The organism is Streptomyces sp. NPDC001843, from assembly GCF_042891955.1.
GTDB lineage: Bacteria > Actinomycetota > Actinomycetes > Streptomycetales > Streptomycetaceae > Streptomyces.
This window is the reverse complement of record NZ_JBIATQ010000005.1, coordinates 394220-417680: the sequence shown is the minus strand read 5'-3', so window position 1 is coordinate 417680 and position 23461 is coordinate 394220. Positions and strand designations below refer to the sequence as shown.

Here is a 23461-nt window from a genome sequence, read left to right as displayed (position 1 = left end):
CCCTGGCTGGTGTGCCGGTCTCAGGGATGTGGGTACCCGGCTGCCGCCTCGCTTCCGGCACACCGACGGACGCGGCCCATCAGCCGGGAAGGACACACCGACAGCATGACCACGCATACCCCGCCCCGTCGCCCGCCTCCCCCCGCAGGCGGCAGTGATTTCGCCCGGCTGTCCAAGAAGATCGCCGAGGCCGGCCTGATGAACAGGCGTCCCGGCTACTACACCGTCCGCTCCGTCGCCGTGGCCGTCGCGTATGCCGGTGGTTGGAGCGCGTTCGTCCTCATCGGCGTCGACTGGTGGACTCTAGCGGTCGCCGCGTTCCTCGCCGTGATGTTCGGACAGGTCGCTCTGCTCGCCCACGACGTCGCCCACCGCCAGGTCTTCCGCCGGCGCCGGCCCAGCGAGACGGCCGGCCGCATCGCCGGGGCCGCGATCGGGATGGGCTATGGATGGTGGCAGGACAAACACACCCGCCACCATGCCAACCCCAACCACGAGGGCCTCGACCCCGACATCGCCCCCGACCTGCTCGTGTGGTCCCCAGACCAGGGCCGCCTCGCGACCGGACTACCGAGGCTCATCGGCCGCTGGCAGGCGTTCCTCTTCTTCCCCCTGCTCGTTCTGGAAGGACTCAACCTGCACGTCTCGAGCGCGCGGGCACTGTCCAACCGCGCACTGAAGAACCGCGCCCTGGACGGCACGCTGCTCTACGGGCACATCGCCGCCTATCTGACCGCAGTGTTCCTCGTCCTTCCGCCCGGCATGGCGATCGCGTTCCTGGCCGTCAACCAGGGCCTGTTCGGCCTCTACCTCGGTTGTCTGTTCGCCCCCAACCACAAGGGCATGCCGATCCTGACCGGCAACGATCGCCCCGACTTCCTGCGCCGCCAGGTCCTCACCGCCCGCAACGTACGCGGCAGCTGGTTCACCGACCTCGCCCTGGGCGGACTGAACCACCAGATCGAACACCACCTGTTCCCCAGCATGCCCAGCCCCCACCTGCGCACGGCCCGGCCCATCGTCCGCCGCTACTGCCAGGACCTGGGAGTCGACTATCTGGAAACCGGACTGATCGCCTCCTACCGGCAAGCACTCGCCAGTCTCCACCGGGCAGGAGCGCCACTGCGGCGAGCCCGTATCAGCAGCGCCCGAGCATGACGCACCGGCGCCAGCGGCGTACTCCAGAGCCTGGTCCCGGTGCCCGGCTGCAGTGATCCGGTGAAGCGCAACTGCCGGAACAGCCCCGTCGGCTTCCCGGCTGGCCGGGTCGCGCAGAAGTAGACCGGGATGTTGGTGGCCACGGTGAAGGCGTGGTGGGCGGCCATCTCGGAACCCTGGTCCCAGGCCAGTGATTGACCAGGTGCCGGGGCAGCGTCTGGATGGTGATCTGCAGGGCCGTGTTGACGTCTTCGGCGCCGCTGCCCTGGGGAGGTGGACGAGCAGCACGTAGCGGGTGGCCCGCTCGACGAGAGTGCCGAGGATCATGAACCATGGGGTGGGAGAAACACGGCCGACGAGAAGCAGCCTGCCGGTGTGGCTTGCGCCGCCCGGCCCGTGCGCAGGGCTCCGGCCAGCTCACGGCGCAGTTCCCCGCGGCCCTGGACGTAGAGGGCCTGGTAGATCGTCTCGTGAACCACGTGCATCTCCGGCCGGTCGGGAAACCGTCTTCGAAGAGCGTGACAGATCTGTTCCGGGCTCCACCGCATCGCCAGGTGAGCCTGGATGAAGTCCCGCAGTTCGGTGCTCTGGCCGATCTTGCCGGCCTTGGGACGGGGCCGGCGCTGGTCGGCCCTGCGCTGGGCGGCGTGGGAACGGTAGGCCCACCGGGTGCGGTCGCCGCGCAGCGGCGTGCCGCTACGGGACGATCACACACAGCCGGACGAAATCTGAGGAGATGCCCCTCGCGGGGAAGGAGGATACCGCCCCAGCCGTACGGGTTTCCGTCGATGCCGGCACGAGAGGCAGTCGATCAGGCGACACTGCACGAGCGGCAGCACTACCGCGAGGCGATCATGAAGATCCTGTACGAGGCCATCCTATGAGGACGGTGTCGTCGCCGACCACGCGGTCCGGAGTGTGCCAGCGCACGTCGTACATGCAGCCGAGGGGTTCCAGGAGGCGGATGACGGCGGCAGAGGGGTCGAGTTGGCCGCGGTCGACGCCGTGGCGAGCGCTGGTGGGGTCGGTGTGGTGGAGGTTGTGCCGGCTCTCGCCGAAGGACAGCAGGGCGAGGGGCCACAGGTTCGTGGCCCGGTCTGGCGCCGGGTGCGGAACGGGCGCTCACCGATCAGGTGACAGAGGGAGTTCACGCTCCAGGTGACGTGGCGAAAAGCGCGATGCGCACAAGTCCCGCCACAGCAGGGCGGTACGTTGTCCAGCCACGTACCGCCGATGGCCCAGCCCACCGCGAACGGGAGGGCGAGCATGAGGACGCACAGCGCCGGGCAGGCGCGGGCGACGGCGCAGATGTCGCGGTCGGCCAGCAAGTCGGGAGCGTACCGGTCGGCGGGTGTGCCGCCCGCGCCGTCCGGTACGCCGTAGCCGACGCAGCCACCACCGACACATCCGGCCCGGCCACCACCGCCGTCCTCATCACAGAAACCGCAGCCTAGCCAGGCGTCAACGGCAGCTCGACACGTTGGGCCTCATCCGGTCCCGCCTCTCCGGCCTCACCCTCGGGCGCAGGTCACACCACAGCACCGCCTGACCGGACGTACAGACACCCCCTCGGCCTTGCTCTACTGTCGGCGCCCCAGCACTCTCCGGATCAGCAGGAAGGCCGCAACGGCGATTAGGGCCATCCCGATGAGGATCACGAGGACCCCGACGACGACCAGGACCGTCCCAAGCAGGATCAGAAGCGCCCCGATGGTGAGAAGAAACATCGCGAGAACGGTCACGGTCGCCTCCTGTCCCCCTCCGACTCTGGCCCTTTCCGCCCCTCCATCGCAAACACATCCGGACAAATACACGAATGTCCTCCCCTCGGCAGTGCCCGCCTGCTGGGGTCCGGCCCATTCACGGGCCGGCCTCGGTCTGCCGTGGAAGCGCGCGGATCGCTCCACAAGCCTGTTCTGTCACGGCGTGAGACCTGCCTGGCAGGGAACCCGCATTGCTGGCCCAGGACGGACAGGCGCAGTACTTCGAAGCCGGGCAGGGGCTCCTCCTTGGCGCCGGTTCGAGCACCGTCGGCAGCCGACCGAACGCCGCGCAGTCGCTGCCGCCGGGTTCCACCCTGCTGCTCTACACCGACGGCCTGATCGAAATCCCCGGTAGCGACCTCGACACCGGCCTCACCCGTCTGCGCCGCCACGCCCTTGCTCTCGCCCACGAACCGCTCGACACCCTGTGCGATCAGCTACTCGACCACATGCCACCCGGCAACACCGACGACGTGGCCCTGCTCGCCCTGCGGATGCCGTCCTGAATCATGACGTGTGCAACTGCAGGCGTGGACATTGATCTTGAAGGGATCTGGTGTGACGTGGACGCGACCGCTTCCAGTACCGGCCGCACGACCACGCACCGAGTTCACCGACGCTGGGTCGGTCGCGTGGACGCGGTTCGCGATCCGCCCGGCCTCGGAGAGACATGCCGTGCCGTAGACACTCCTCAAAGACGATTGGATTTGCAGGAGCGAAGGGTGCCTCCCGGTTGGGCGCGGAGAGTCCCTGGGTGACAGGCTGTGCCTCGGCCGGCAGAGCGGCGGCGTCGCCCCCTGCTTGCTTCGCGTGCTCAGGAGGGGAGAAGCCGGGCGCAACGGTGCCCTCGACGGACGTTGCACGCACCTATATGAGAAGCCCCGTCGGACCGCACCGGCGAGGCTTCTCGTCGAACACGGCTATCACATGCCCCTATAACGCGGGGGCGCGGGAAACCGGTCTGACCAGGTTAAAGACCTCGCGGGCGACATACCGCTTGAGGCATCGGATGATCTCGCGCCGGGTCTTGCCTTCCTGGGTGCGGCGTTCGTAGTACGCCTGGGTTCGGGGGTCGTGGCGCAGGCGGGTGAACACGATGCGGTGCAGGGCGGCGTTGGCCTGCCGGTCGCCGCCGTGGTTGAGCCGTCGCGTGATGCGCCGCCCGGAGGAGTACTCGATGGGGCTGACTCCGCAAAGGGCAGCAAAGGACGCCTCGGTGTTCAGCCGCTCGGGATTGTCCCCCATGGTGATCAGGAGAGTGACGGCGCTGTCCGGGCCGATGCCCACCGGTACGAGCAGTTGCGGCGCGTGGCGTTCGACGAGTCGGGTCAGGCGTTGGTTCAGCTCGTTGATCTGCCCGGTGAGCTGTTCGATGCGTTCGGCGAGCATGCGTAATGTCATGTGGGTGGCCTGGACCACCGCGTCCTCGTCTCCCCCACCATCGGGTGGGCTGAGGGTCGCGCAGGTGCGGAACAGCTCGGCATTGCCCAAGCTCGACAACCGTTCCCGCAGGGCGGGGTCCGCGATCACTAGGACGGCCTTGAGCTGGTTGATCGCCTGTGTGCGGGCCTTGACCGCGGAGTCCTTGGCGAGTTTGTAGATCCGGGCGCCTTGCACGGGTCCGTCGCCGGACTTGGCCTGGGCCCGGGTGCGACCGCTGAGCACGGCTCGCGCTGCGGCCTGCGCATCGAGCGGGTCCGACTTGCCGAGCAGACGGCGGGCTGTGCGGTCAGGCCGATTCACTTCGAACACCTGGACATGCTGGGCCAGCAGGTAGCGGGACAGGCCCGCGCCGAAGGTACCGGTGCCCTCCACACCGGCCCGGCGCACCGTCCCCCGCCTGCGGGCCCACACGAGCAGCCGACGGTAGCCGGCCACCGTCGCCGGAAAGGACTCGGTGCCAAGGACCTTCCCCAGCGGGGAGATTACGGCGGCGACGTGAACCTCACCGTGCGTGTCCACGCCGAGCACGACTTCTCTCCGCACGGGAGGATCCGTACTGGAGGAGGTGCTGCGTTGTCTGGTCGTCATGGTGGTTCGCCTCCCGCAGGGTGACACGCTGAGTGGATGGCACCGGCCCGCTCGGGCGGTCTGAACCGTGATGGCGCCTGGAACTCGGCAAGGCCCCTATTGGGACACGCCCTGTGGCTCGGTGACAGCAGAAGCCAGCCCGCAACGACGGTCGACAAGCCTGTGACTGGACACTTCGGTCAAAGATCTCAAGAGTCAGACCCCCGTCCGGGACGGCATCGCGCAACCGTCGCATCGATCCCGGCGTATCGGCATCTACCGACCACAGCCGGATGGCTTCGCCCGAACCAATGCCCAACCTGGCCGGAGCAGGCTGAGAATGAGTTGACTCCCCGCCCACTCGCGACCGGCAATGACAGACAGCCGTCTGGGCCGCCTTACGGTCGCCCTCCATCGGCCATCGCACGAACGGCTTCGAGCCCTCATTCTGGTGCACGGTTGTCCGCAAGTCATGGCGCGGGCTGCCAAAGAGGCTGCCTAGCAACTCGGCAAAGGCACCGGCGAGTGCTTGGGAACTCGGTCTACTCGAGTAACGGGGAACAGCAGCACCGCACGAAGGGGCGCCCGCGTGGAAGGCATGGCGCATGTGGGCGCTGCCGGACCCGATGCTCGCGGCCCCCGTCACCGACCCGGCGCCGCCCGATGGGTGGGCCGCCGAGGAGAAGTGGGACGGTTCTCCAGACACCTCGTGATGTCTCATTCGCGTTGGCACCGTTCACCCAGGTCACGACTGGTCCTTCGTGCGTGCGGCTGAGGCTTGCCGGGTGTCTGCGCCGCTGCTGACGTGCCGCTGGGTCTCCTGGGGGCCGTGCCAGTCCAGGCAGACGGCGGTGGCATCGTCTTCGAGCCGGCCGTCGGCGGCGTCCCGGACCGCGGACGTCAGCGCCAGCGCGGTCTCCCTCGGGTGCAGATTCCGGGTGCACCCCAGCAGGGCGGGCAGATCGACCTTCTCTCCGTGACGTTCGAGCATGCCGTCGGTGAACATGAGCAGACGGTCACCGGGCCGCAGGTCGAGGTCCTGCACACGGTACGGGTGGGGAGTCAGCTCAGACAGCCCGAAGGGATGGTCCACCTCGCAGGCAATCGTCTCCACAGCCCCGTCGCGCATGCGCAGCGGCCAGGGATGACCGGCGTTGACGAACCGGGCCCGCCCGGTATGGAGATTGATGCGCAGGAGCTGCCCGGTGGCATGACCGTGGCCGTGTTCGATCAGTGCCTGGTCTGCCCGGTGGGCCTGTTCGCCCAGGCCGGTGCCCGCCCGGCGGGCACCGCGCAGGGCGCCCACCAGGACCGTGGCGGCCAGGGCGGAATCCATGTCGTGGCCCATGGGATCGGTCACCGACACGTGCAAGGTGTCGCGGTCCACGGTGTAGTCGAAGGTGTCGCCGCTGAGGTCCTCGGAGGGCTCCAGGTTCCCGCACAGGGTGAACTGTGCGGCCTCGCACGACAGCGACAGGGGCAGCAGCTGGTACTGGATTTCAGCCGCCAGGGTGGCCGGCTTGGACCGTTTGCCCCAGGTGTAGAGATCGGTGAAGCGGCCGTTGGCGATCACGATGTAGGCCAGGATGTGGGCGGCTTCCCCGACTGCGTCGAGCACGTCCTCGCCAGGGCCGGTCGGCAGGAGCAGTTCCAGCAGCCCGATCGCATCCCCGCGGTTGGTGACGGGCACGATCACCCGCTGCCCCTCGCCGGTCGCGTCCTGATACAGGCGCTGGGTACGGATCACCTCCTCGTAGACACTGCCGAACAGGGGAACCCGCTCGGCCTGCCGCCCACCCTGAGTGGGAGCGGTGGACAGCCGAGCCACCGCCTTCCCTGTCAGGTCCACGATGAGGAAAGAGACCTTAGTGGCCTCGAAACGCCGCCGCAGGTCCTCCGCGATCACGTCGACGGCGTCCGCCGGCGCCGCTGTCTCCGCTGCTGTCAGCAATCGGGTGAGCCCACTTTGTCCACCGCTCACGACCGCAGTCCCTTCCGCAACCCCCCACCAGCTTGGTAATAACCGCAGTGAGCGTCAATCCGTGAACAGTCACGCTCCGGCGTTCGCCCGCGGACGGGGCCGCCACGGCTGCTCTGTACAAAAGCGGCTCGACGGGCCCATGTCCTAGGAGACACGCCAGAGTCTGGATAACGATCGCTGGAGAGCGCTGCTCTCTCTGGATGCCGGGCGTTTGGTGTTGCGCTCGCGCAGGGACAGGAACCTCGCACCTTCCTTCCCCGAGGTTCGTTCCGGGCACGGTCCAGCTGCCGACGCGACGGCCCTGGACGGCGAGCTGGTCGTACGGGAAATCCAGCAGGCTCGCCTTCGAGCGACTCCAGGGTCGCCTCCAGCGGCGCGGTGCCGGCACTGCCCGGCTCGCCGAGCAGTGGCCCGCCCACTTCGTTACTGGAGTACGCGCAGGTTCCTGGGGGGACTCTGAGTGCGATCGCTTGCGTCTTAGCAGGCCGGAGACCTGTGTTCGACATGTCCCTCCGTGGCTGGATTTTCCGTAGAAACTCGCAGAATCCGCGAGTGGCACTCGTAATCTGCGTGATCGTGGATGAATCCGGAACCCGTCGCGTAACGGCGGTGCTAAGGCCGACGGACGAGCATGGCGGGGCCGGTCTGGCTGAGGTCTTCCAGCTGCATCGTGTTCGAGGCGAGCGGACTGGGATGTCGGAGCGGGACTACTTCTTCGACACGCTCGCCGAGTACCAGTGGGCGCGCGATGCCGCAGGCTTGGTGCCGGAATCGGTCGACAAGCTCGTGAAGCCCGTGATCGAAATCTGTGAGTACCTGGATCTCGCACCGTGGCGCCTGCAGCCGCGGGACCTGGACCGCTACTTCGCCGGACCGGGCAAGCGGGCGCGTTCCACCGTGCGCAGCAAGATCAACTGTATCGACGGGTACTTCGCGTTCCTTGAGCAACGGTATGCCGGTGAGATCAGCCGTCGTTTCGGCGTGGTCGTGGAGTCACCCGTCGATCCGTTCAACCGGCCACGCCACCGTGGCGACTTCGGGCTGCGGGTGCCGCCGTCGCAGCAGGCCATGCGCGAGTTCTTCGCCGCGTGGCGGCGTGCCCTGCCGCAGGCGCGCAAGGAGGCGGTCGCGTGCCGCGACTATGTCATGGCGAAGATCGCCTATTTGTCGGGGGTACGGGCGGCGGAACTGTGCGGGGTGTGCATGCGCGATGTGCACTGGGAGTCGGGCCAGTGGGGCCGCTTCCTCGTGCAGGGCAAGGGAGCCCGCGGGTCAGGGCCACGGCAGCGCGAGGCCTTTATGTTCGAAGAGGGGCGGGAACTGCTGTGGTGGTACGTGGAGGAGGTGCGCGGGTTGTTCCGCGATGACCCTGAGCACCCCTCGGCGCCACTATTCCCCTCCGAGCGGTTGCCCGTTGCGGTGGCAGCGCTGAACATGCCGGTCGCACCGAAGATGGTGCCCTCGACGTTCCGACGGGCGCTGAGGACGGCCTCGGCAGCACATCTTCCCGGCCCGGTGGATGAGTTGTTTCCTCATTTGCTGCGTCACGCGTGCGCGACGCACAACTATGAGCGGGGGATGTCGCTGTGGGAGGTGCAGCGATTGCTGGGCCACTGGTGGAGTACGACCACGGTCCGGTATCTCCTGACAGCGCAAGGCGATCCGGAACAGGCGGCGCGGCGGGCGTCGGCCGAACGGGCAGGGCAGCGGCTGGTGGCAGACACAGGGAGCCTTCGGTGAAATGGAATCTGCGCTGGGTGGCGGCGCGGCAGGACATCTGGCGTCCGACGGACTTGCTGGTGGCTTTTCGACGGGTTGGCTTCCACCCGTCGTTGAGCAAAGTGTCCGCCTTGTGGGGCGGCACGCCGGTCACGGTGCGGCTGGAAGACCTGGATCTGATCTGTCAGGCACTGGGATGCACGGTGGCCGATCTCCTGGAGGCCGAACCGGCCGCCACCGGCGCTGGGGAGGCGGGGGTAATTACCCGGGCGGCCGCAGGTGAAGAAGGCGGCTCTGGCCCGGTGCGTCCGATGCCGCGACGCGATGGCCCGCGACGCCTGCAGCCCCCGAACTGAGCCGCGCGAATGGAGCGGATGAGGCAGTGCGAGGACTGCCTGGCATTGGCCCCGGGCTCGTCCCGGCGCAGCTGGCGGTGCCGCGGGTGCCAACTGTGGCGTCGCCAGTACCCGCAGCGCGGGGTGTGCCCCCGCTGCCGGTACCAACAGCACCTCGGTCAGGACGGACTGTGCCGCGGGTGCGTGCTGAGCGTGCGCGACGAACAGGCCACAGACACCGTGCTCGATTTTCCGGCTCCGACACAGCTTTGGCTGCTGTTTCCCGGCGCGGCGCGGGAGGCTTGGCGCCTGGGCCGGCTGGCCGCTGAACGACCTTTGGAGTCCCGCCGATGTGTGCTGCCGGCGGTCATGCCCGGACAGCAGGTGCTGTTCCCAGTGCTCCGCCGGCTTGGCGCGCCGGAACTGGTCGATCTGGCCGGAAGGCGCTGGCCCGAGGAGGAGGCGCTCAAGCAGCACACGCTGGTGCTGGCGCGGCAGCGCGGCGTGGGCCGGGAGTGGTGTGCGCAGGTGGGGCAGCGGCTGCGTCTGGCGCTGGCTGTGCGGGATGCCGAGGGCGAGAGGAAGGTCTCGCGCGAGATCCTCGACCAGGGCCGCGGGATGCAGTTCGGTGCGGCCGCCGCACAGGAAGTCCTGGAATACGCGGGCCTGTGGCACGGCCCGACGCAGGTGACCGACCAGATGCGCCCGCACCGTAAGGGAGTGCCCGCCGGCATCGTGACAGGCTGCGCGGATTGCGGCAGCTGGGGTATCACCACCCGCCTGTGCAATGCCTGCGTCGGCTGGCATCGTGGTGAGCACCGCTCGATGGGCCGGTGCTCCCGCTGCGCCCGCGACGGCCTGCCTGTGCACCCGAAAGAGGGCCTTTGTCGTGGGTGTCTGGCGTTCGTGCGAAACGTGCGTCCGACGCCCGCGGGCTTCACCCAGCTCACCTTCGCCGGATCGCTTGCCCACCAGCTGGTGGGCAAGACAGCGAAGCCGCCCCTGACGCCGGCCGTGGAGCACGACGGTCACGCCGCCTCGCTGTCCACCTGTGATCACGTGATCCAGGGGCAAACCACCCTACTGTCCGTCCCACGCGATTGGAGAGCCGTTCACGCTGTGCCTCACGGCGCCTTGCCGCCGCTCAGCTCCGAAGCAGTAGTGCTGCTGGAGCAGTTCACGGTCTGTCTTCCCGCCACAGCCGGGGGACAGCAGAATCACGCCCACTCCATCGAGCTCCTGCACCGCGTGCTGGCCTACACCGGCATGGCGGAACCCATCGCCGAGCGGGACGTGCGGACGCTCGCGGCCCTGGGGCCGAAAGTCTCCCTGCACCGGATCGTGTTCTTTCTGCACGAGCGCGGCCTGCTCGAACCCGACCGCCAGCGGGCAACAGCCGCCGCCCCTTCGCTTGCCCGCCTGGACAAGGCCCGCATGGACGCCCGCCACCGCCAGGCCATCGAAGACAAGCTCCAACGGCTTCCCGACGCCATGGCTGGCCAGGTGCGGACGTGGATCGCCGTCCGCCGGGGAGAAGGTCGCCGGCCCCACCCTCCCGCCGACTACACACGCATCCGGCGCGACCTGAACGTCGTGCTTCCGGTCCTGACCCTTTGGAGCCAGGACGGGCTGGATCTGCGGCAGATCACCACAGGGGACGTGACGTCCGCGCTCAGCGACCGACGGGGACACCAAGCCCGCGGTGTCCACCACGTCTTGCTCAGCATCTTCCGCGCCCTCAAACAAGAACGCGTCGTCTTCGCGAACCCGCTCGCCAGGCTCTCCCTCACCACACCCGTGCGCCTTCCCGAACCACTTCCCAGCGACCGGCTGCGCGGCCTGCTGGACGTGATCGACAGCGCGATGGGGCGCCTGGCCGTCGGCCTGGTCGCCGTCCACGCCATCAAGGTCACCGACGTCGCCCAGCTCCCTCTGACCGCGCTCGACCTCGCCCACGCCACTCTCCACCTTCGCCTGCGTGGACAGCCGCACACGGTCTACCTCGACACACTGACCCGCCGCCTGGTGGACGACTGGCTCCACGAGCGGCAGCAGCAGTGGCCCGCCTCTCCCAATCCACACCTGCTGGTCACGACGCACTCAGCGCACCACCCCGCCCTCCCACCCGTCAGCTACTGCGCCCTGCGCCACGCATTCGACCGCACCGGAATCACCCCTCGCCAGCTGTGGAGCGACCGAGTACTGGACGAGGCCCGACAAACCGCCGATCCCGTACACCTGGTGCAGTTGTTCGGTATCCATCCAGGCACCGCTGTCCGCTACGTCCACACCGCGCATCCCGACAAGGCGCTGCCCCGGATCCGCTGACCGGGCAGCGCTGTCCAGCCCCTCTACAGCCGCATGCCTTGACCGGGAGTGTCATGAATCAGGTGTGAGCCTCCACGAAGGAGTCACCTGATGAGTACGACGATGGATCACCGGATCGAGACCTCCAGCAGCGTGTCGCTTGCCGTGGCCGCCAGCAGTGTTGAGGGTGCCGACGTGAAGTCGATGCCGGTATCGCCGAACGGTCTGTCCAGCGAACTGCTGGAGGAGCTCGCCGCGCTCGCGGCTGAGAAGGTCCGCGGGGAAGGGCTGCGGCTGATGGGCGACGGTGGACTGCTGCCCGAGCTGGCCCAGCACCTGATGCAGGCCGCCCTGGAAGCCGAGATGGACGAACACCTGGCCGCCGAGGCCGGCCGGACCAGCGGGCGCGGGTCCCGCTCGGGCGGCAACATGCGCAACGGCTACCAGGCCAAGGAGGTCATGACGGAGGTCGGCGCGGTGACGGTGCAGGTCCCCAGAGACCGGCTGGGCACCTTCCGGCCCCGGATGCTGCCCGCGCACCCGCACCGGCGCGCTGGACGACCTGGTGATCCCGCTGACCGCAAAGGGCCTGACCTCCGGCGAGATCGTCTCCCACCTCGCCCAGACCTACGGGATGACGACCACGAAGGAGCCCATCTCCACGATCACCGACAAGGCCCGACCGCCGAGCGCCGCTGGGGTGCCGGAGCAGGTCTCTCCCCCGGAACTCCCGATCTGCCCTCGCACTCCCCCTGTTGGTCAAACGCTGGCAGGACACCGATGCAGCGTTGGACGACCGCTGGGGGATGTGTGGGCAAAGGTGTTGGAAATTAACCCGAAGTGGGGCGATCTCCGCCCCTTGGGACCCGCACATCCACAGCGGCGCCTCACCGAAGCGGGGGACCGCCCACAGTCCAGCGGGTGCCGACAAGGTGCCGGGGCGTCATGCGCTGCCCAGCGGCTGGTGGCAGAACTTCCTCCAGCGCGGTTCGGGGCCGTGCGCCAACCGTGCGGGCGGGGTCATCCCGCGACGACTGCCATCCGGTCGCTGATCTCGTCGGCTGTGGTGAGGACTTTCTGGGCGATCTCCGTCTCGGCTTCCGGGTAGATCCGGGAGGCGAGGGCGGCGACGCTGACTGCGGCGACGACTTGTTTGTTCTCGTCGCGGATCGGGGCAGCGATGCCAACCACGTCGGGGTCGAGTTCGCCGCGGGTGACGGAGTAGCCGAGGCGGCGGATCCGGCCGAGGCGTTCCATCAGGGCGTCGACGTCGGTGAGGGTGGCCGGGGTGAAGCGGCGCAGTACGGCGTTCTCCAGCAGTCTGCGGGCTTCTTCTTCGGGGCTCCAGGCGAGCAGGACGAGGGCGGAGGCGCCGGCGTTGATGGGCAGGGCGCTGCCGCGTTCGTAGGAGATGCGCACCGCGCGGGTGCTTTCCGCGCGGTCGACGCAGACCACCAGGTCCCCGGTGCGCCGGGTCAGCAGCACGGTCTCGTGCACGTCCTCGGCAAGCGTCTCCATCGACGGCTGCGCGACCTCGGAGAGGCCGTAGCTGCGGCGGGCCAACCGGGCGATCTCCAGCACCCGCAGGCCGAGCCGGAAGCCGCCGCCGGGGGCTTCTTCGAGGAAGCGCCCGTTCACCAGGCTCTGGAGGTAGCGATAGGCGGTGGAGCGTGCCACGCCGAGGTGATCGGCAACGGCGGTTCCGGAGATGACGAGGTGGACGTCGTCGAACATGGCCAGAATGTCGAGTGCCCGGTCGGCCGTGGAGTTGCGGTCGCGGTAACTGGGGGACGCGTTTCCTGACATGCGAGACACTGTAGCGGATGGTCGCGGGCCGTTGCGGGCCGCGCCCATCCGCCCGCCTGTCCGGTCTACAGCCGGTCCTTGACGACGGTGTTGCGCAGCTCTCCGATGCCTTCGACCGCGGTGACGAGTTCCTGTCCGGGGCGCAGGAAGACCTTCGGGTCGCGGCCGGCGCCGACGCCGCCCGGGGTGCCGGTGAGGATCAGGTCGCCAGGCAGCAGCGTGATGATGGTGCTGACGTAAGCGATGGTGTCGGCGACGTCGAAGAGCAGGTCGGCGGTGTTGGACTTCTGCATGGTGTGGCCGTCGACGCTGCAGGAGATGTCCAAACCGGAGGCGCCGAGCGGGAGTTCGTCCGTGGTGACGAGGACGGGGCCGACCGGGGTGGTGGCCTCGAAGGTCTTGCCGGAGAGGAACTCCCTGGTGCGGTGCTGCCAGTCGCGGACGGTGACGTCGTTGGCGACCGTGTATCCGGCGACGTGCTCCAGGGCCTTCTCGCGCGGCACGTGACGGCCGGGGCGTCCGATCACCACCCCCAACTCGGCCTCCCAGTCGAGGTCGTCGCTGACGGGCGGCATGTGGATGTCGTCGTGTGCGCCGATGAGAGCACCGTCGTACTTCGCGAAGAGGGTGGGGTGGGCGGGGGTGGGGCGGCCCATCTCCTTGATGTGGGTGGCGTAGTTCAGGCCGAGGCAGATGATCTTGTTGGGGTGAGGGACGAGCGGGGCGAGCGACACTTCGGCCAGGGGCAGGCGCTCGCTGTCCGCGGTGGCCGCCCGCTGCGGCCAGTCGTCTCCTGCGGCGAGCAGCGCGCCGACGTCGGAGAAGGGAAGCAGGACGAGTTCGTCTCCGTCCTGCCGGGCGGCGGCGGCGGTCCCGTGGTCGTGGGCGACACGGACGGTGCTGAGCCTCATCGGCGTACTCCTGGGGAATCAGGCTGGATCTCGGGGTCGGGAATGGTGAGGGCCGGGAAGGGGGAGGTGAAGTGCCGAAGCTTCGCGTCGACGTACTCGGCCTTATCCGGGGTGAACACGGCGGCCACCAGACGGTCGGGGCGTACGAGGACGAAGTGCCCGGCCAACCCGGTGAAGAGGGCGTCCAGCTGACCGTCGGCGTCGGCGATCTCTGCCCGGCCGGCACGGTCGCGCGGTGCGCGGTCGTCCAGGAGGACATCCACGGAGACGGCGTCCGGGAGACCGGTCCGTGCTACGGCGGTCCAGTCGGCGTCGGTCACGCCGACCCCCAGCAGGCTCCAGCCCTGTCCCAAGACGTCATCGAGCCGTATGACGTGGTGGTCCTGTCCCCGCAGCACCCGCGGCTGCGGCAGCATCGTGCCGACGAGCCCGCGGCCCGGTCCGTCGATGCCGACGACGGCGCCCGATGTCGCGCGGGTGTCGGGGCGGTAGCGCATCTCTGTGAGGTAGCGGCGTCCGGGTGGTGTGTACATGGCAGTGCGTATCAGCAGGTCGCGCAGGAGGGCGCGGGGGCGGCTGGTGGTCATGACGATCCGGCCGAGGCGTACGGAGAGGTCGATCACGGCCCGGGCATGGGGACGCCGCTCGGTGTCGTAGGTGTCGAGCAGCCTGTCGTTCGCCCGGCCCGCCAGGACCTCGCTGATCTTCCAGCAGAGGTTGGCCGCGTCCCGGACACCGGAGTTGAGGCCCTGCCCCGCGAACGGCGGCATCATGTGCGCGGCGTCGCCGAGCAGGAAGCAGCGGCCGTCGCGCAGGCGGTCCGCCAGCAGCGCGTGGAAGCTGTACGCGACCGCGCGCTCGACCTGCTCGGATGTGATCTCCCGGTAGGGCGCGAGGAGTTCGCGCACCAACGAGAACGGCGGCGGGGTGCCGGCGTCGCACTCGCCCGGCTTCAGGCGGAACTCGTAGCGGCAACGTCCGTCCCGTCCTGCGACGATGACGACGGGGCGGTCGGGGTCGCCGTGGTGCATGCCGAAACGCTGGTCGTGCGTGTCCTGAAGAGTGTCGACCACCAGCCACACGTCCGGGAAACTGCGACCCTGCATCGGGATGGACAGCAGGTCGCGTAGGGTGCTGCGGCCGCCGTCGCAGCCGAGGACGTAGGACACGTCCAGTTTCTCGACCGGCCCGTCCTCCCCGCCCGTACGCAGCATGACGCGCACCAGGTCGGAATGCTGGGTGACGACATCTGTCAGGCGGGTGTCGAAGCGGACGTCGACGGTGGGGAGGCGGCGCAGTTCCTCGCGCAGCACTCGTTCCAGGTCGGGCTGGGCGAAGGGGTTCTTGAAGGGATGTCCGTAGCGCTGGTCGCTGGTGCCGCGGGCGTGGAAGAGCATTCGCCCACCGATGCCGAAGTACCTCGTCCCGGTGCCCGGCACCAGGATCGGGTAGACGGCCTCGTCGAGACCATCGGCCGACTGAAGGGTGCGCAGCGACTCGTCGTCGAGGCTGATCGCCTTGGCGTCGTTGCTGGTGGTGGTGTTGCGTTCCACCAGCAGCACCCGTACGCCCCGGGAGCCCAGCAGGTGGGCGGCCGTCAGTCCGGTCGGGCCTGCGCCCACGACGAGCACGTCCGGTGGTGGCGGTGTCATGAGGGACCTTCCGTCGTTCCGCCGGCTACTGGACCGGCTGGTAGGCCGGGCCGCCCTCGCTCAGCAGCCGCTCGACCTCAGCGAAGATCTCCTCGGGGGACAGGTCGAGATCGAGGGTCTTGCGGAACGGCTGGCGTACATCACGCTCCAGCCGGAGGTAGACCTCGTTGCGGTTGCCCTCGGGGTCGAAGAAGTAGATGCCGATCGCGTTGCCGTGGGTGACCTCCTGCTGGACCTCGATGCCCTCGGCGCGGAACCGGTGGTGGAAGTCGATGATCGACTCCAGGGAGTCCACGCGCCACGACACCTGGTGGGTCAGCTTGGCACCGGCGGGTGCGGTTCGGCCCCGCTGCAGGACGAACTCGTGGTGCTCCTCCTCGGGGCACGAGGAGAAGAACACGATGCCCTTCTCCTCGTCCTCGTCGGTGACGGTCAGACCCAGCACCCGCTCGTAGAAGTCGCGCATCTTCTCCAGGTCGTCGACCCAGAAGCCGGTGTGCCCCAGTCCGGTTATAACCATGATGCGTCTCCTTTTGCAGGACTAAGGTTTCGTTTTACAGGACGTTAGATCTCCAGGCGGCCGAGGTCAACCGCGAGGAAACAGCGTCTGCCTCTTGACGTCACACGCCCTTTCAGTGCAGCGTCCTGCATAACGAGATACACGTCCGAATAAGCGGGACGTCGGCACTGCTTTTGGGAGCTGCCGGGACCGCTGAAGTCACTACTGGAGGCGCGCCTCATGGCCCATTCCGATGCCGGGCGAGCCAGCTCGGCCACCGTCGTCCGGGCTGCTCGCCGGGATCGACGTCCCGTCGAGGCACTGCGAAGTCACTGACCGATAAGGCCCGGCCGTGACCCGCGCGGGCGCCCGCAGCACGGCCGTCCACCGACCCGCGGGCCCGACTCACCCCGAGGAGATCCCCGTGTTCCGCTTCTATCGCAGCACCACGTCCCGGACGGCCGGGCTGCACGGCGTCGCGCTCCTGATTCCGCGGGCCGTGACCGGGTGGCTGTTCGTCCTGCACGGCCTCTACAAGTTCGGCCTCACCTTGGCGGCTGGAAGGTCGGCGTCCTCCAGCCTCTCGGGCTGCCGGTACCAGGCCTGCCGAGCGGGCCCCCCGGTGTTCGAGATCGCCGTCGGCGTCCTGCTGATCGTCGGGCTGGAACACCGGTGTCCTCGGCCCCAACGGCGTCGGGGGAGCCGAGATCGACTTCACGTACCTCGTGGTCGGCTTGCTGATCTTCGCCGCCGGACCGGGTGCGCCGGCTCTGTCTGGAGCCTTCCGCAAGGTAAGACCACGGCTGTGACCTGAGACACCGCGCAACACAATTTTCGCGATACGACACATAACCTTCGCGTCACGACGCGCTACTCGAACGGGACACCATGACGCTTTTGGACAGCAGCACCTGGGACGGCCGCATCTTCTCCGGCTCGGGCGAGTGGATCAGCGGCTCCGGCGAGGTGTACGACGCCGTCGAGCCCGCAACGGGCAAGAGACTGGCGCGTGTCGGCTCTGCCACGCGGGCCGACGTGGACAAGGCGGTGGAGCAGGCGGTGCGGGCCCAGCGGGAGTGGGCCGCTCGGCCGTACTCGGACCGCGCGGCCGTGCTGCGCCGAGCCGCGCGTCTCTTCGAGGAGCACCAGCAGGAGATCGAGACCTGGCTGATGCGCGAGTCCGGAGCGATCCGGCCGTTCGCCGCCCTGCAGGTCACCAGCGGTGGTGCGGAGGAGTGTCACGAGGCCGCCGCCCTCGCCGGGGCGCCCTACGGTGAGCTGCTGCGTTCCGGGCAGCAGCGGCTGTCCTTCTCCCGCCGTGTCCCTGTCGGCGTGGTCGGGGTGATCGCCCCGTTCAACGTCCCGGTCATCCTGGCCATGCGGGCGGTCGCTCCGGCGCTGGCCCTGGGCAACGCGGTCGTTCTCAAGCCGGACCCGCGGACCGCGATCAGCGGCGGTGTCGTCTTCGCCCGGGTCTTCGAGGAGGCGGGTCTGCCGCCCGGTCTGCTGCACGTCCTGCCCGGCGGCGCGGACGTCGGCGCGGCCGTCGTCGAACACCCGCAGATCCCCGTCATCGCCTTCACCGGCTCCACCCGGGCCGGACGCGCCATCGGCATCGCCGCGGCCGAGCACCTCAAGCGGGTCCACCTGGAGCTGGGCGGGAACTCCGCGCTCGTCATCATGGACGACGTCGACCTGGAGAAGGCCGCCTCGGTGGGCGCCTGGGGATCCTTCGTGCACGCCGGCCAGATCTGCATGGCCAGCAGCCGCCACCTCGTGCACACCTCGGTCGCCGACGACTACACCGCCCTGCTCGCCCAGCACGCCGACGCGCTCCCGGTCGGCGACCCGGTCGGTGAGAACGTCGCCCTCGGACCGGTCATCGACGCCGGCCAGCGCGACAACATCCACCGCATCGTCACCGAGACGGTCGAGGCGGGCGCCCGGCTGGCCGCGGGCGGCACCTACGAGGACCTGTTCTACCGGCCGACCGTGCTCACCGACGTACCGCTCACCGCACCCGCCTACGCACAGGAAATCTTCGGCCCCGTGGCGCCCGTCGTCCCCTTCCAGGACCTCGACGAGGCGGCCCGCCTGGCCGCCGGCACCGAATACGGGCTGTCCCTCGGCATCCTCACCCGGGACGTCATGAAGGGCCTCGCCCTGGCCGAACGCGTGCCCAGCGGGCTGGTCCACATCAACGACCAGACCGTCAACGACGAGGCGCTCATCCCGTTCGGCGGGGTCGGCGACTCCGGCACCGGATCCCGCCACGGCGGCGCCGCCGCCAACCTCGAAGCCTTCACCGAACAGCAGTGGGTCACCGTACGGGGCGAACTCCCGCAGTACCCCTTCTGACCACCCCAACCCCCAAAGCTGTACGGAGAGTTCCATGCCCATGGACCCCATCACCGTCGTCCCCCGGCAGACGCGGAAAGCCGACGCGAGAGCCGACTGGCCCACCGACAACAAATTCCTCAACGGACCCTTCGCGCCCTGGACGGAGGAGAGCGAGGGGTATGACCTGGAGGTGGACGGCGAGATACCGGCCGACCTTGCGGGCGCGCTGTTCCGCGTCTCCTCCAACCCCCGCTTTCAGCCCCGCAACACCGACCTCTACCACTGGTGGGAGGGCGACGGCATGGTGTGCGGCATCTACCTGCGCGAGGGCCGGGCCGCCTACCGCACACGTTGGGTGGAGACCGACTCGATGAAGGTCGAGGTGGAGGCCGGAGAAGCGATCTACAGCGGCTTCGTCAACGGCGGCACTCCCGCTCGACTGCCCGAGGGAGCCCCGCCCGCCAAAAACGTCGCCAACATCAACGCAGGCCTCTTCGACGACCACCTGATCGTCTACTTCGAGGGCGGACTGCCGCACGCGCTGGACCCCGAGACCCTGCGCACCATTGGCACGTACGACTTCCACGGCGGCATCGACGTGCTGTGCACCGGCCACTACAAGACCGACCCGGACAGCGGCGACATGCTGTTCTTCGCCGCCGTCGGACCGACGATCACCTGGTACCGCGCCGACGTGAAGACCGCCGAGATCATCGACTCGCACTCCTTCGACATCGGTGTGCCGGTCCTCATGCACGACTTCACCGTCAGCGACACCTACGCCGTCTTCTTCGTCACCCCGGCCCAGTTCCGCCTCGACCTGGTCGCGCAGAGCAGGCCCGGCGTGGTCTGGGACGAGGACTCCCTCGAACACGGCGTGCAGATCGTCCTGATGAACCGCCACACCCACGAGGTCACCTGGCACGAGCTCGGCGGCCACTGGGCCAACACCCACTTCTTCAACGCCTACGAGCAGGACGGTCGGCTGGTCATCGACGGCCACCGCATCAGCCGGCTCGGCACCCCGATCGACCGCATCGGTACACCGGTGACCTCCCACGAGTGGTTCCCCCCGGCCCAGCCCTACCGGTGGCGCGTCGACCTGGCGACCGGAAAAGCCACCGAGGAGATGATCAGCGGCGTCCTCGGGGAGTTCCCCAAGATCAACGACGCGTACACGGGCCGCCCCAACCGCTACGGCTACTTCGTCACCACTCGCGGCCTGGCCGACGACATCATGTCCGACGGACTGGCCCGCCACGACTACCTCCTGGACCGCACCACGGTCGTCGAAGGCCCGGACGGCCTCACCAGCCCCGGCGAACCGGTCTTCGTCGCCCGCGAGAACGCCCGCGCCGAGGACGACGGCTACCTGCTCTCCCTGTGGTGGAATCGCAGCACCAACCTCAGCGAACTGCTGATCCACGACGCCGCCGACCTGCGCCGCACCCCGCTGGCCCGGGTCAAGCTCCCCAGCCGAGTGCCCTTCGGCTTCCACGGCAGCTGGGCCGACCACGCCACCCTGGACCGCGCCATCGCCGTCCACCGCGGCAACGACTGACGGCCATGCGAGACCTCGCGGGCAAGACCGCCTTCATCACCGGCGGAGACAGCGGGATCGGTCTCGGCGTGGCACAGTCGCTGTGCCACGCCGGAATGAACGTCATCATCTGCGGAGTCGTCCCGGAGACGCTTCAGAGCGCGCAACGCGAGCTCGCGCGCATCGGCAAGGCCGAGGCCATCGAGCTCGACGTACGCGACCGGGAGGCGTTCGCCGCCCTCGCCGACCGACTCGACCGTGGCTACGGCGGCGTGGACGTGCTGGTCAACAACGCGGGCGTCGGATTCCTCGCACCGGTGGCCGAGGCGACGTTCGAACAGTGGGACTGGGTGCTCGACATCAACCTCACGGGCGTCTTCAACGGCATACGGACCTTCCTGCCGCGCATGCTGGCCTCCGGCCGCCCCGGGCACATCGTCTCGACCGCGTCGATCGGCGGTCTGCTGGGCACACCCGGAGCGCTCTACGTGGCCGCGAAATTCGGTGTGGTGGGGCTGATGGAGGCGCTGGCAGCCGAACTTTGGGACACCCCGGTGAACGTCTCCGTCCTGACGCCGGGAATCGTCCGAACCAACATCCACAAGGGACCGCCACCCCCCGGCGAGCCGCGGCCGCACGCGCCGGGCGCCACCGCGGAGGCCGATCTGCACGAGACGGCGATTCAGCCGCGGGAAGTCGGCGAGCGGGTCCTGCAAGCGATCCGAGAGGAAAGGCTCTACGTGCTGACGCATGCCGAGCATCGGGAACTGCTCGCCCGCCGGTTCGACGCGATCCTCGCATCGGTCCCCACCGACCAGGGGGACCCGCGCCGTGCCGCGGTGGAGAGGACGGTCCTCGCCAACCCCATCTACGACGAGATCCTGACCGCGGCGGAGGCCCGACAGTGACGACGCACGACATGGAGGGCTCGGTCGTGCTCGTGACCGGTGCCGGCTCGGGCATCGGGCGGGCGGCGGCGGAGCTGTTCGCCGAGCGCGGTGCCTCCGTCGTCGCGGCAGACCGCTCCGAATCCGGCGCGGACACCGTCGCCACCATCACCGCGGCCGGCGGCAAGGCCGTCTTCGTCCAGGTGGACGTCTCGGTCGAGAAAGAGGTCGAGAACATGGTGGCCACGGCGGTCGACACCTACGGTGCCCTGAACGCCGCGTTCAACAACGCGGGCATCGCGCCGCCGGTCGGCCCGATCGAGCAGCTCAGCAGCGACAGCTGGGAGCTGTCCGAGGCGGTGAACCTGCGTGGCGTCTGGCTGTGCATGAAGCACGAGCTGGCCGTCATGGTGCGGCAGGGACACGGCGCGATCGTGAACACCTCGTCGGTCGCCGGCCTGGTGGGCAACCCCGGTGGCGGGGCCGCGTACTCCGCCTTCAAGCACGGCATCGTCGGGCTGACCAGGTCCGCGGCCGCCGAGCACGGCCGGCACGGGATCCGCGTCAACGCGATAGCCCCGGGCATCACCCGCACCGGAATGCTGCGGCACCTGGAGGAACACGAGAACCTCGACGCCGCCGCCGTCGCCGCCGGGACCCCGCTCGGCCGCGTGGCCGAGCCGCGGGAGGTCGCCGAAGCCGCGTACTGGCTCGCTTCACCGAAGTCGAGTTTCGTCACCGGCCATGTCATGGCCGTCGACGGCGGCGAAACCTGCGTCTGACGCCCGGCGTCAGGAAAGGAAGCAGCATCCATGACTCGTGTGACCGGCGGCGACCTCGTCGTCCGTATCCTCCAACAGGCCGGTGTCGACCGGATGTTCGGCATCAACGGCGCGCACATCGACTCCGTGTACCAAGCCGCGCTCGACCATCGGCTGCCCATCGTGGACGTGCGGCACGAGATGAACGCGGGCCATGCGGCGGAGGGCTACGCCCGGGTGCGCAATGCCCTCGGGGTCGCGTTGCTCACTGCCGGCGGCGGGTTCACCAACGCGGTGACGTCGATGGCCAACGCACACCTGGACCGCACTCCCGTGCTCTACCTCGCCGCGTCCGGACCGCTCGCCGACGACCAGACCAACACCCTGCAGGCGGGCCTTGACCAGGTTGCCATCGCGACGCCCGTCACCAAGTGGGCGCACCGGGTGACACGTGCGTCGCTGATCCCCCGCATCCTGGCCCGCGCGATCCGCACCGCGCTGTCCGCGCCCCGCGGGCCGGTGCTCGTGGACATCCCCTGGGACGTGCTGACCGAGCAGATCGACCTGCCCGACCTGGCGACGGAACTCCTGAACGGGGCCGATCATGGGCCCGGGCTCTCACAGGCCGGGGCGCAGCAGATCCTCGGGATGCTGTCGGAGGCCCGGCGGCCCGTGATCATCGCCGGATCCGAGGTGCCGAGATCCGGCGCCGACGCCGAGCTACGGGCCTTCGCCGAGCGACTCGGCGTACCCCTGATGTCGGACTACGAGGGCCTTGGCGCGATCACGCTCAGCCCCGTGAACTTCGGTCTGCTGCAGGGGCTGAACGGGCTGCCGTCCGGAGCAGAGCCCGACCTGGTGATCATGGCGGGGCTCCGGTTCGGCCTCACGACTGCGCACGGCTCGGGTGCGCTGATCCCGCGCGGCGCGCGGGTGGTGCAGATCGATCCCTCCGGTGGCGAGCTGGGACTCCTGCAGCCGGTCGCGCTGTCGGTCGCCGCAGATCCGCTGCCCGTGTTCCAGGATCTCAACCGGGAACTCGCGGCCGGGCAGGCCACCGGTCCGGATCTGGCGGGCTGGCGGAACACCCTGCGGGCGCATCTTCAGCGGCGGCGCGAGGCCGTGGCCGCGCAGGTCGTCCACGACGAGCGCATCCACCCGTACGACACGGTACGCGCCATCGCCGCGGCGGTGCCCGAGTCGTCGGTGGTCGTCGCCGACGGCGCGCTCACCTACCTCTGGCTGTCGGAGACGATCTCCGAGACGCCGGTGTCCGCGTTCCTCTGCCACGGCTATCTCGGCTCCATGGGAGTCGGGATGGGAGTAGCGCTGGGAGCACAGGCGGCCGCTCGTGACACGAACGTCGTGCTCGTGACCGGTGACGGGTCCGTCGGCTACAGCCTCGGCGAGTTCGACTCGATGGTGCGCGCCGGGCTCGGAGCGGTCGTCGTCGTGCTCAACAACCGGGCGTGGGGCGCCACTCTGCATGCGCAGGAGATCATTCACGGCAAGGACAGGGTGGTCAACAACCGGCTGGAGAACGGCTCCTACGCCGCCGCCGCGATCGCGCTGGGTGCGGACGGCCACCAGGTCCGCACACTCGACGAACTCGCGCCCACCCTCGCCAAGGCTCTGCAGAGCGGGCGGCCGTCCTGCGTGGAGGTGCACGTGAGTCTCGACCCGATCCCGCCGGAGGAACGGGTGATCATGGGCGGCAGCCCGTTCTGAGCGTGCCCCTGCCACCACGCCCGCAGCGCGGGAAGTGGTGCGACAGCGGCCGGGAGCGGACCAC

17 protein-coding genes and 2 pseudogenes are annotated in these 23461 nt (G+C 69.1%); 11 read left to right on the top strand and 8 right to left on the bottom strand.

Annotated elements, in window-relative coordinates; translation table 11 throughout:
* The first annotated feature begins 105 nt into the window (after positions 1 to 105).
* On the top strand, positions 106 to 1158 hold the full coding sequence (locus tag ACFYZQ_RS16140) for a fatty acid desaturase family protein (protein WP_389147181.1): 1053 nt from the start codon (positions 106 to 108) through the stop codon (positions 1156 to 1158).
* Positions 1159 to 1271: 113 nt separating this feature from the next.
* Here ACFYZQ_RS16140 and ACFYZQ_RS16135 read toward each other — a convergent pair.
* Positions 1272 to 1820 (bottom strand): annotated as a pseudogene (locus tag ACFYZQ_RS16135) (transposase); the annotation flags it as partial.
* 918 nt (positions 1821 to 2738) lie between these two features.
* On the bottom strand, positions 2739 to 2900 hold the full coding sequence (locus ACFYZQ_RS16130; protein WP_389147178.1) for a hypothetical protein: 162 nt from the start codon (positions 2898 to 2900) through the stop codon (positions 2739 to 2741).
* Between the two features lie 206 nt (positions 2901 to 3106).
* Between ACFYZQ_RS16130 and ACFYZQ_RS16125 the strand changes: the two are divergent.
* Positions 3107 to 3427, top strand: a pseudogene (locus ACFYZQ_RS16125) (SpoIIE family protein phosphatase); the annotation flags it as partial.
* A 427-nt stretch (positions 3428 to 3854) separates the two neighbouring features.
* On the opposite strand, the gene ACFYZQ_RS16120 reads toward ACFYZQ_RS16125, so the two are convergent.
* Both ACFYZQ_RS16120 and ACFYZQ_RS16115 read right to left on the bottom strand, forming a co-directional pair.
* Positions 3855 to 4952 carry an IS110 family transposase gene (locus ACFYZQ_RS16120; protein ID WP_389147175.1) on the bottom strand — a complete coding sequence of 366 codons (1098 nt, stop codon included), beginning with the start codon at positions 4950 to 4952 and terminating at the stop codon, positions 3855 to 3857.
* Between the two features lie 724 nt (positions 4953 to 5676).
* Positions 5677 to 6912 carry a PP2C family protein-serine/threonine phosphatase gene (locus tag ACFYZQ_RS16115; RefSeq protein WP_099054838.1) on the bottom strand — a complete coding sequence of 412 codons (1236 nt, stop codon included), beginning with the start codon at positions 6910 to 6912 and terminating at the stop codon, positions 5677 to 5679.
* A 552-nt stretch (positions 6913 to 7464) separates the two neighbouring features.
* Here ACFYZQ_RS16115 and ACFYZQ_RS16110 point away from each other — a divergent pair.
* The 4 genes from ACFYZQ_RS16110 to ACFYZQ_RS16095 all read left to right on the top strand — a co-directional run bounded on the left by ACFYZQ_RS16110 (position 7465) and on the right by ACFYZQ_RS16095 (position 12107).
* Entirely contained in the window at positions 7465 to 8652 is a 1188-nt protein-coding gene (locus tag ACFYZQ_RS16110; protein ID WP_234359978.1) for a site-specific integrase, read from the top strand.
* On the top strand, positions 8649 to 8987 hold the full coding sequence (locus ACFYZQ_RS16105) for a helix-turn-helix transcriptional regulator (protein ID WP_079078746.1): 339 nt from the start codon (positions 8649 to 8651) through the stop codon (positions 8985 to 8987). The genes ACFYZQ_RS16110 and ACFYZQ_RS16105 overlap by 4 nt, the downstream gene beginning before the upstream one ends.
* A gap of 192 nt (positions 8988 to 9179) precedes the next feature.
* Entirely contained in the window at positions 9180 to 11294 is a 2115-nt protein-coding gene (locus ACFYZQ_RS16100; RefSeq protein WP_389147171.1) for a hypothetical protein, read from the top strand.
* Positions 11295 to 11384: 90 nt separating this feature from the next.
* Positions 11385 to 12107 carry a transposase gene (locus ACFYZQ_RS16095; RefSeq protein WP_389147168.1) on the top strand — a complete coding sequence of 241 codons (723 nt, stop codon included), beginning with the start codon at positions 11385 to 11387 and terminating at the stop codon, positions 12105 to 12107.
* A 186-nt stretch (positions 12108 to 12293) separates the two neighbouring features.
* Here the strand turns inward: ACFYZQ_RS16095 and ACFYZQ_RS16090 are convergent, their stop codons facing one another.
* The 4 genes from ACFYZQ_RS16090 to ACFYZQ_RS16075 all read right to left on the bottom strand — a co-directional run bounded on the left by ACFYZQ_RS16090 (position 12294) and on the right by ACFYZQ_RS16075 (position 16162).
* The gene (locus ACFYZQ_RS16090; RefSeq protein ID WP_067246250.1) at positions 12294 to 13079 is read right to left on the bottom strand and encodes an IclR family transcriptional regulator; all 786 of its coding nucleotides are present in this window, start codon (positions 13077 to 13079) and stop codon (positions 12294 to 12296) included.
* Positions 13080 to 13144: 65 nt separating this feature from the next.
* Positions 13145 to 13990 (bottom strand): fumarylacetoacetate hydrolase family protein, encoded by an 846-nt coding sequence (locus ACFYZQ_RS16085; RefSeq protein WP_389147165.1) that lies wholly within the window; start codon positions 13988 to 13990, stop codon positions 13145 to 13147.
* Entirely contained in the window at positions 13987 to 15642 is a 1656-nt protein-coding gene (locus ACFYZQ_RS16080) for a bifunctional 3-(3-hydroxy-phenyl)propionate/3-hydroxycinnamic acid hydroxylase (RefSeq protein WP_351483709.1), read from the bottom strand. The genes ACFYZQ_RS16085 and ACFYZQ_RS16080 overlap by 4 nt, the downstream gene beginning before the upstream one ends.
* A gap of 25 nt (positions 15643 to 15667) precedes the next feature.
* Entirely contained in the window at positions 15668 to 16162 is a 495-nt protein-coding gene (locus ACFYZQ_RS16075) for a VOC family protein (RefSeq protein ID WP_389147161.1), read from the bottom strand.
* 867 nt (positions 16163 to 17029) lie between these two features.
* Here ACFYZQ_RS16075 and ACFYZQ_RS16070 point away from each other — a divergent pair.
* The 5 genes from ACFYZQ_RS16070 to ACFYZQ_RS16050 are packed head-to-tail and all read left to right on the top strand — an operon-like array spanning position 17030 to position 23397.
* Positions 17030 to 18499: an aldehyde dehydrogenase family protein gene (locus ACFYZQ_RS16070; protein WP_389147158.1), complete on the top strand. Its 1470-nt coding sequence runs from the start codon at positions 17030 to 17032 to the stop codon at positions 18497 to 18499.
* Between the two features lie 34 nt (positions 18500 to 18533).
* Positions 18534 to 20042, top strand: coding sequence for a carotenoid oxygenase family protein (locus ACFYZQ_RS16065; protein WP_389147155.1), 1509 nt, complete (start codon positions 18534 to 18536; stop codon positions 20040 to 20042).
* Between the two features lie 5 nt (positions 20043 to 20047).
* Positions 20048 to 20929, top strand: coding sequence for an SDR family oxidoreductase (locus tag ACFYZQ_RS16060; RefSeq protein ID WP_055543000.1), 882 nt, complete (start codon positions 20048 to 20050; stop codon positions 20927 to 20929).
* Positions 20926 to 21690, top strand: a complete 765-nt coding sequence (locus tag ACFYZQ_RS16055; RefSeq protein ID WP_389147152.1) for an SDR family NAD(P)-dependent oxidoreductase — start codon at positions 20926 to 20928, stop codon at positions 21688 to 21690. The genes ACFYZQ_RS16060 and ACFYZQ_RS16055 overlap by 4 nt, the downstream gene beginning before the upstream one ends.
* A 30-nt stretch (positions 21691 to 21720) precedes the next feature.
* Positions 21721 to 23397, top strand: coding sequence for a thiamine pyrophosphate-binding protein (locus ACFYZQ_RS16050; protein WP_055543001.1), 1677 nt, complete (start codon positions 21721 to 21723; stop codon positions 23395 to 23397).
* The last annotated feature ends 64 nt before the right edge of the window (positions 23398 to 23461 follow it).

Excerpts from the sequence above, each read along its gene's own strand:
- ACFYZQ_RS16140 (WP_389147181.1), top strand. The coding sequence starts at position 106 with ATGACCACGCATACCCCGCCCCGTCGCCCGCCTCCCCCCGCAGGCGGC.
- ACFYZQ_RS16120 (WP_389147175.1), bottom strand. The coding sequence starts at position 4,952 with ATGACGACCAGACAACGCAGCACCTCCTCCAGTACGGATCCTCCCGTG.
- ACFYZQ_RS16095 (WP_389147168.1), top strand. The coding sequence starts at position 11,385 with ATGAGTACGACGATGGATCACCGGATCGAGACCTCCAGCAGCGTGTCG.
- ACFYZQ_RS16090 (WP_067246250.1), bottom strand. The coding sequence starts at position 13,079 with ATGTCAGGAAACGCGTCCCCCAGTTACCGCGACCGCAACTCCACGGCC.
- ACFYZQ_RS16085 (WP_389147165.1), bottom strand. The coding sequence starts at position 13,990 with ATGAGGCTCAGCACCGTCCGTGTCGCCCACGACCACGGGACCGCCGCC.
- ACFYZQ_RS16080 (WP_351483709.1), bottom strand. The coding sequence starts at position 15,642 with ATGACACCGCCACCACCGGACGTGCTCGTCGTGGGCGCAGGCCCGACC.
- ACFYZQ_RS16075 (WP_389147161.1), bottom strand. The coding sequence starts at position 16,162 with ATGGTTATAACCGGACTGGGGCACACCGGCTTCTGGGTCGACGACCTG.
- ACFYZQ_RS16070 (WP_389147158.1), top strand. The coding sequence starts at position 17,030 with ATGACGCTTTTGGACAGCAGCACCTGGGACGGCCGCATCTTCTCCGGC.
- ACFYZQ_RS16065 (WP_389147155.1), top strand. The coding sequence starts at position 18,534 with ATGCCCATGGACCCCATCACCGTCGTCCCCCGGCAGACGCGGAAAGCC.
- ACFYZQ_RS16060 (WP_055543000.1), top strand. The coding sequence starts at position 20,048 with ATGCGAGACCTCGCGGGCAAGACCGCCTTCATCACCGGCGGAGACAGC.
- ACFYZQ_RS16050 (WP_055543001.1), top strand. The coding sequence starts at position 21,721 with ATGACTCGTGTGACCGGCGGCGACCTCGTCGTCCGTATCCTCCAACAG.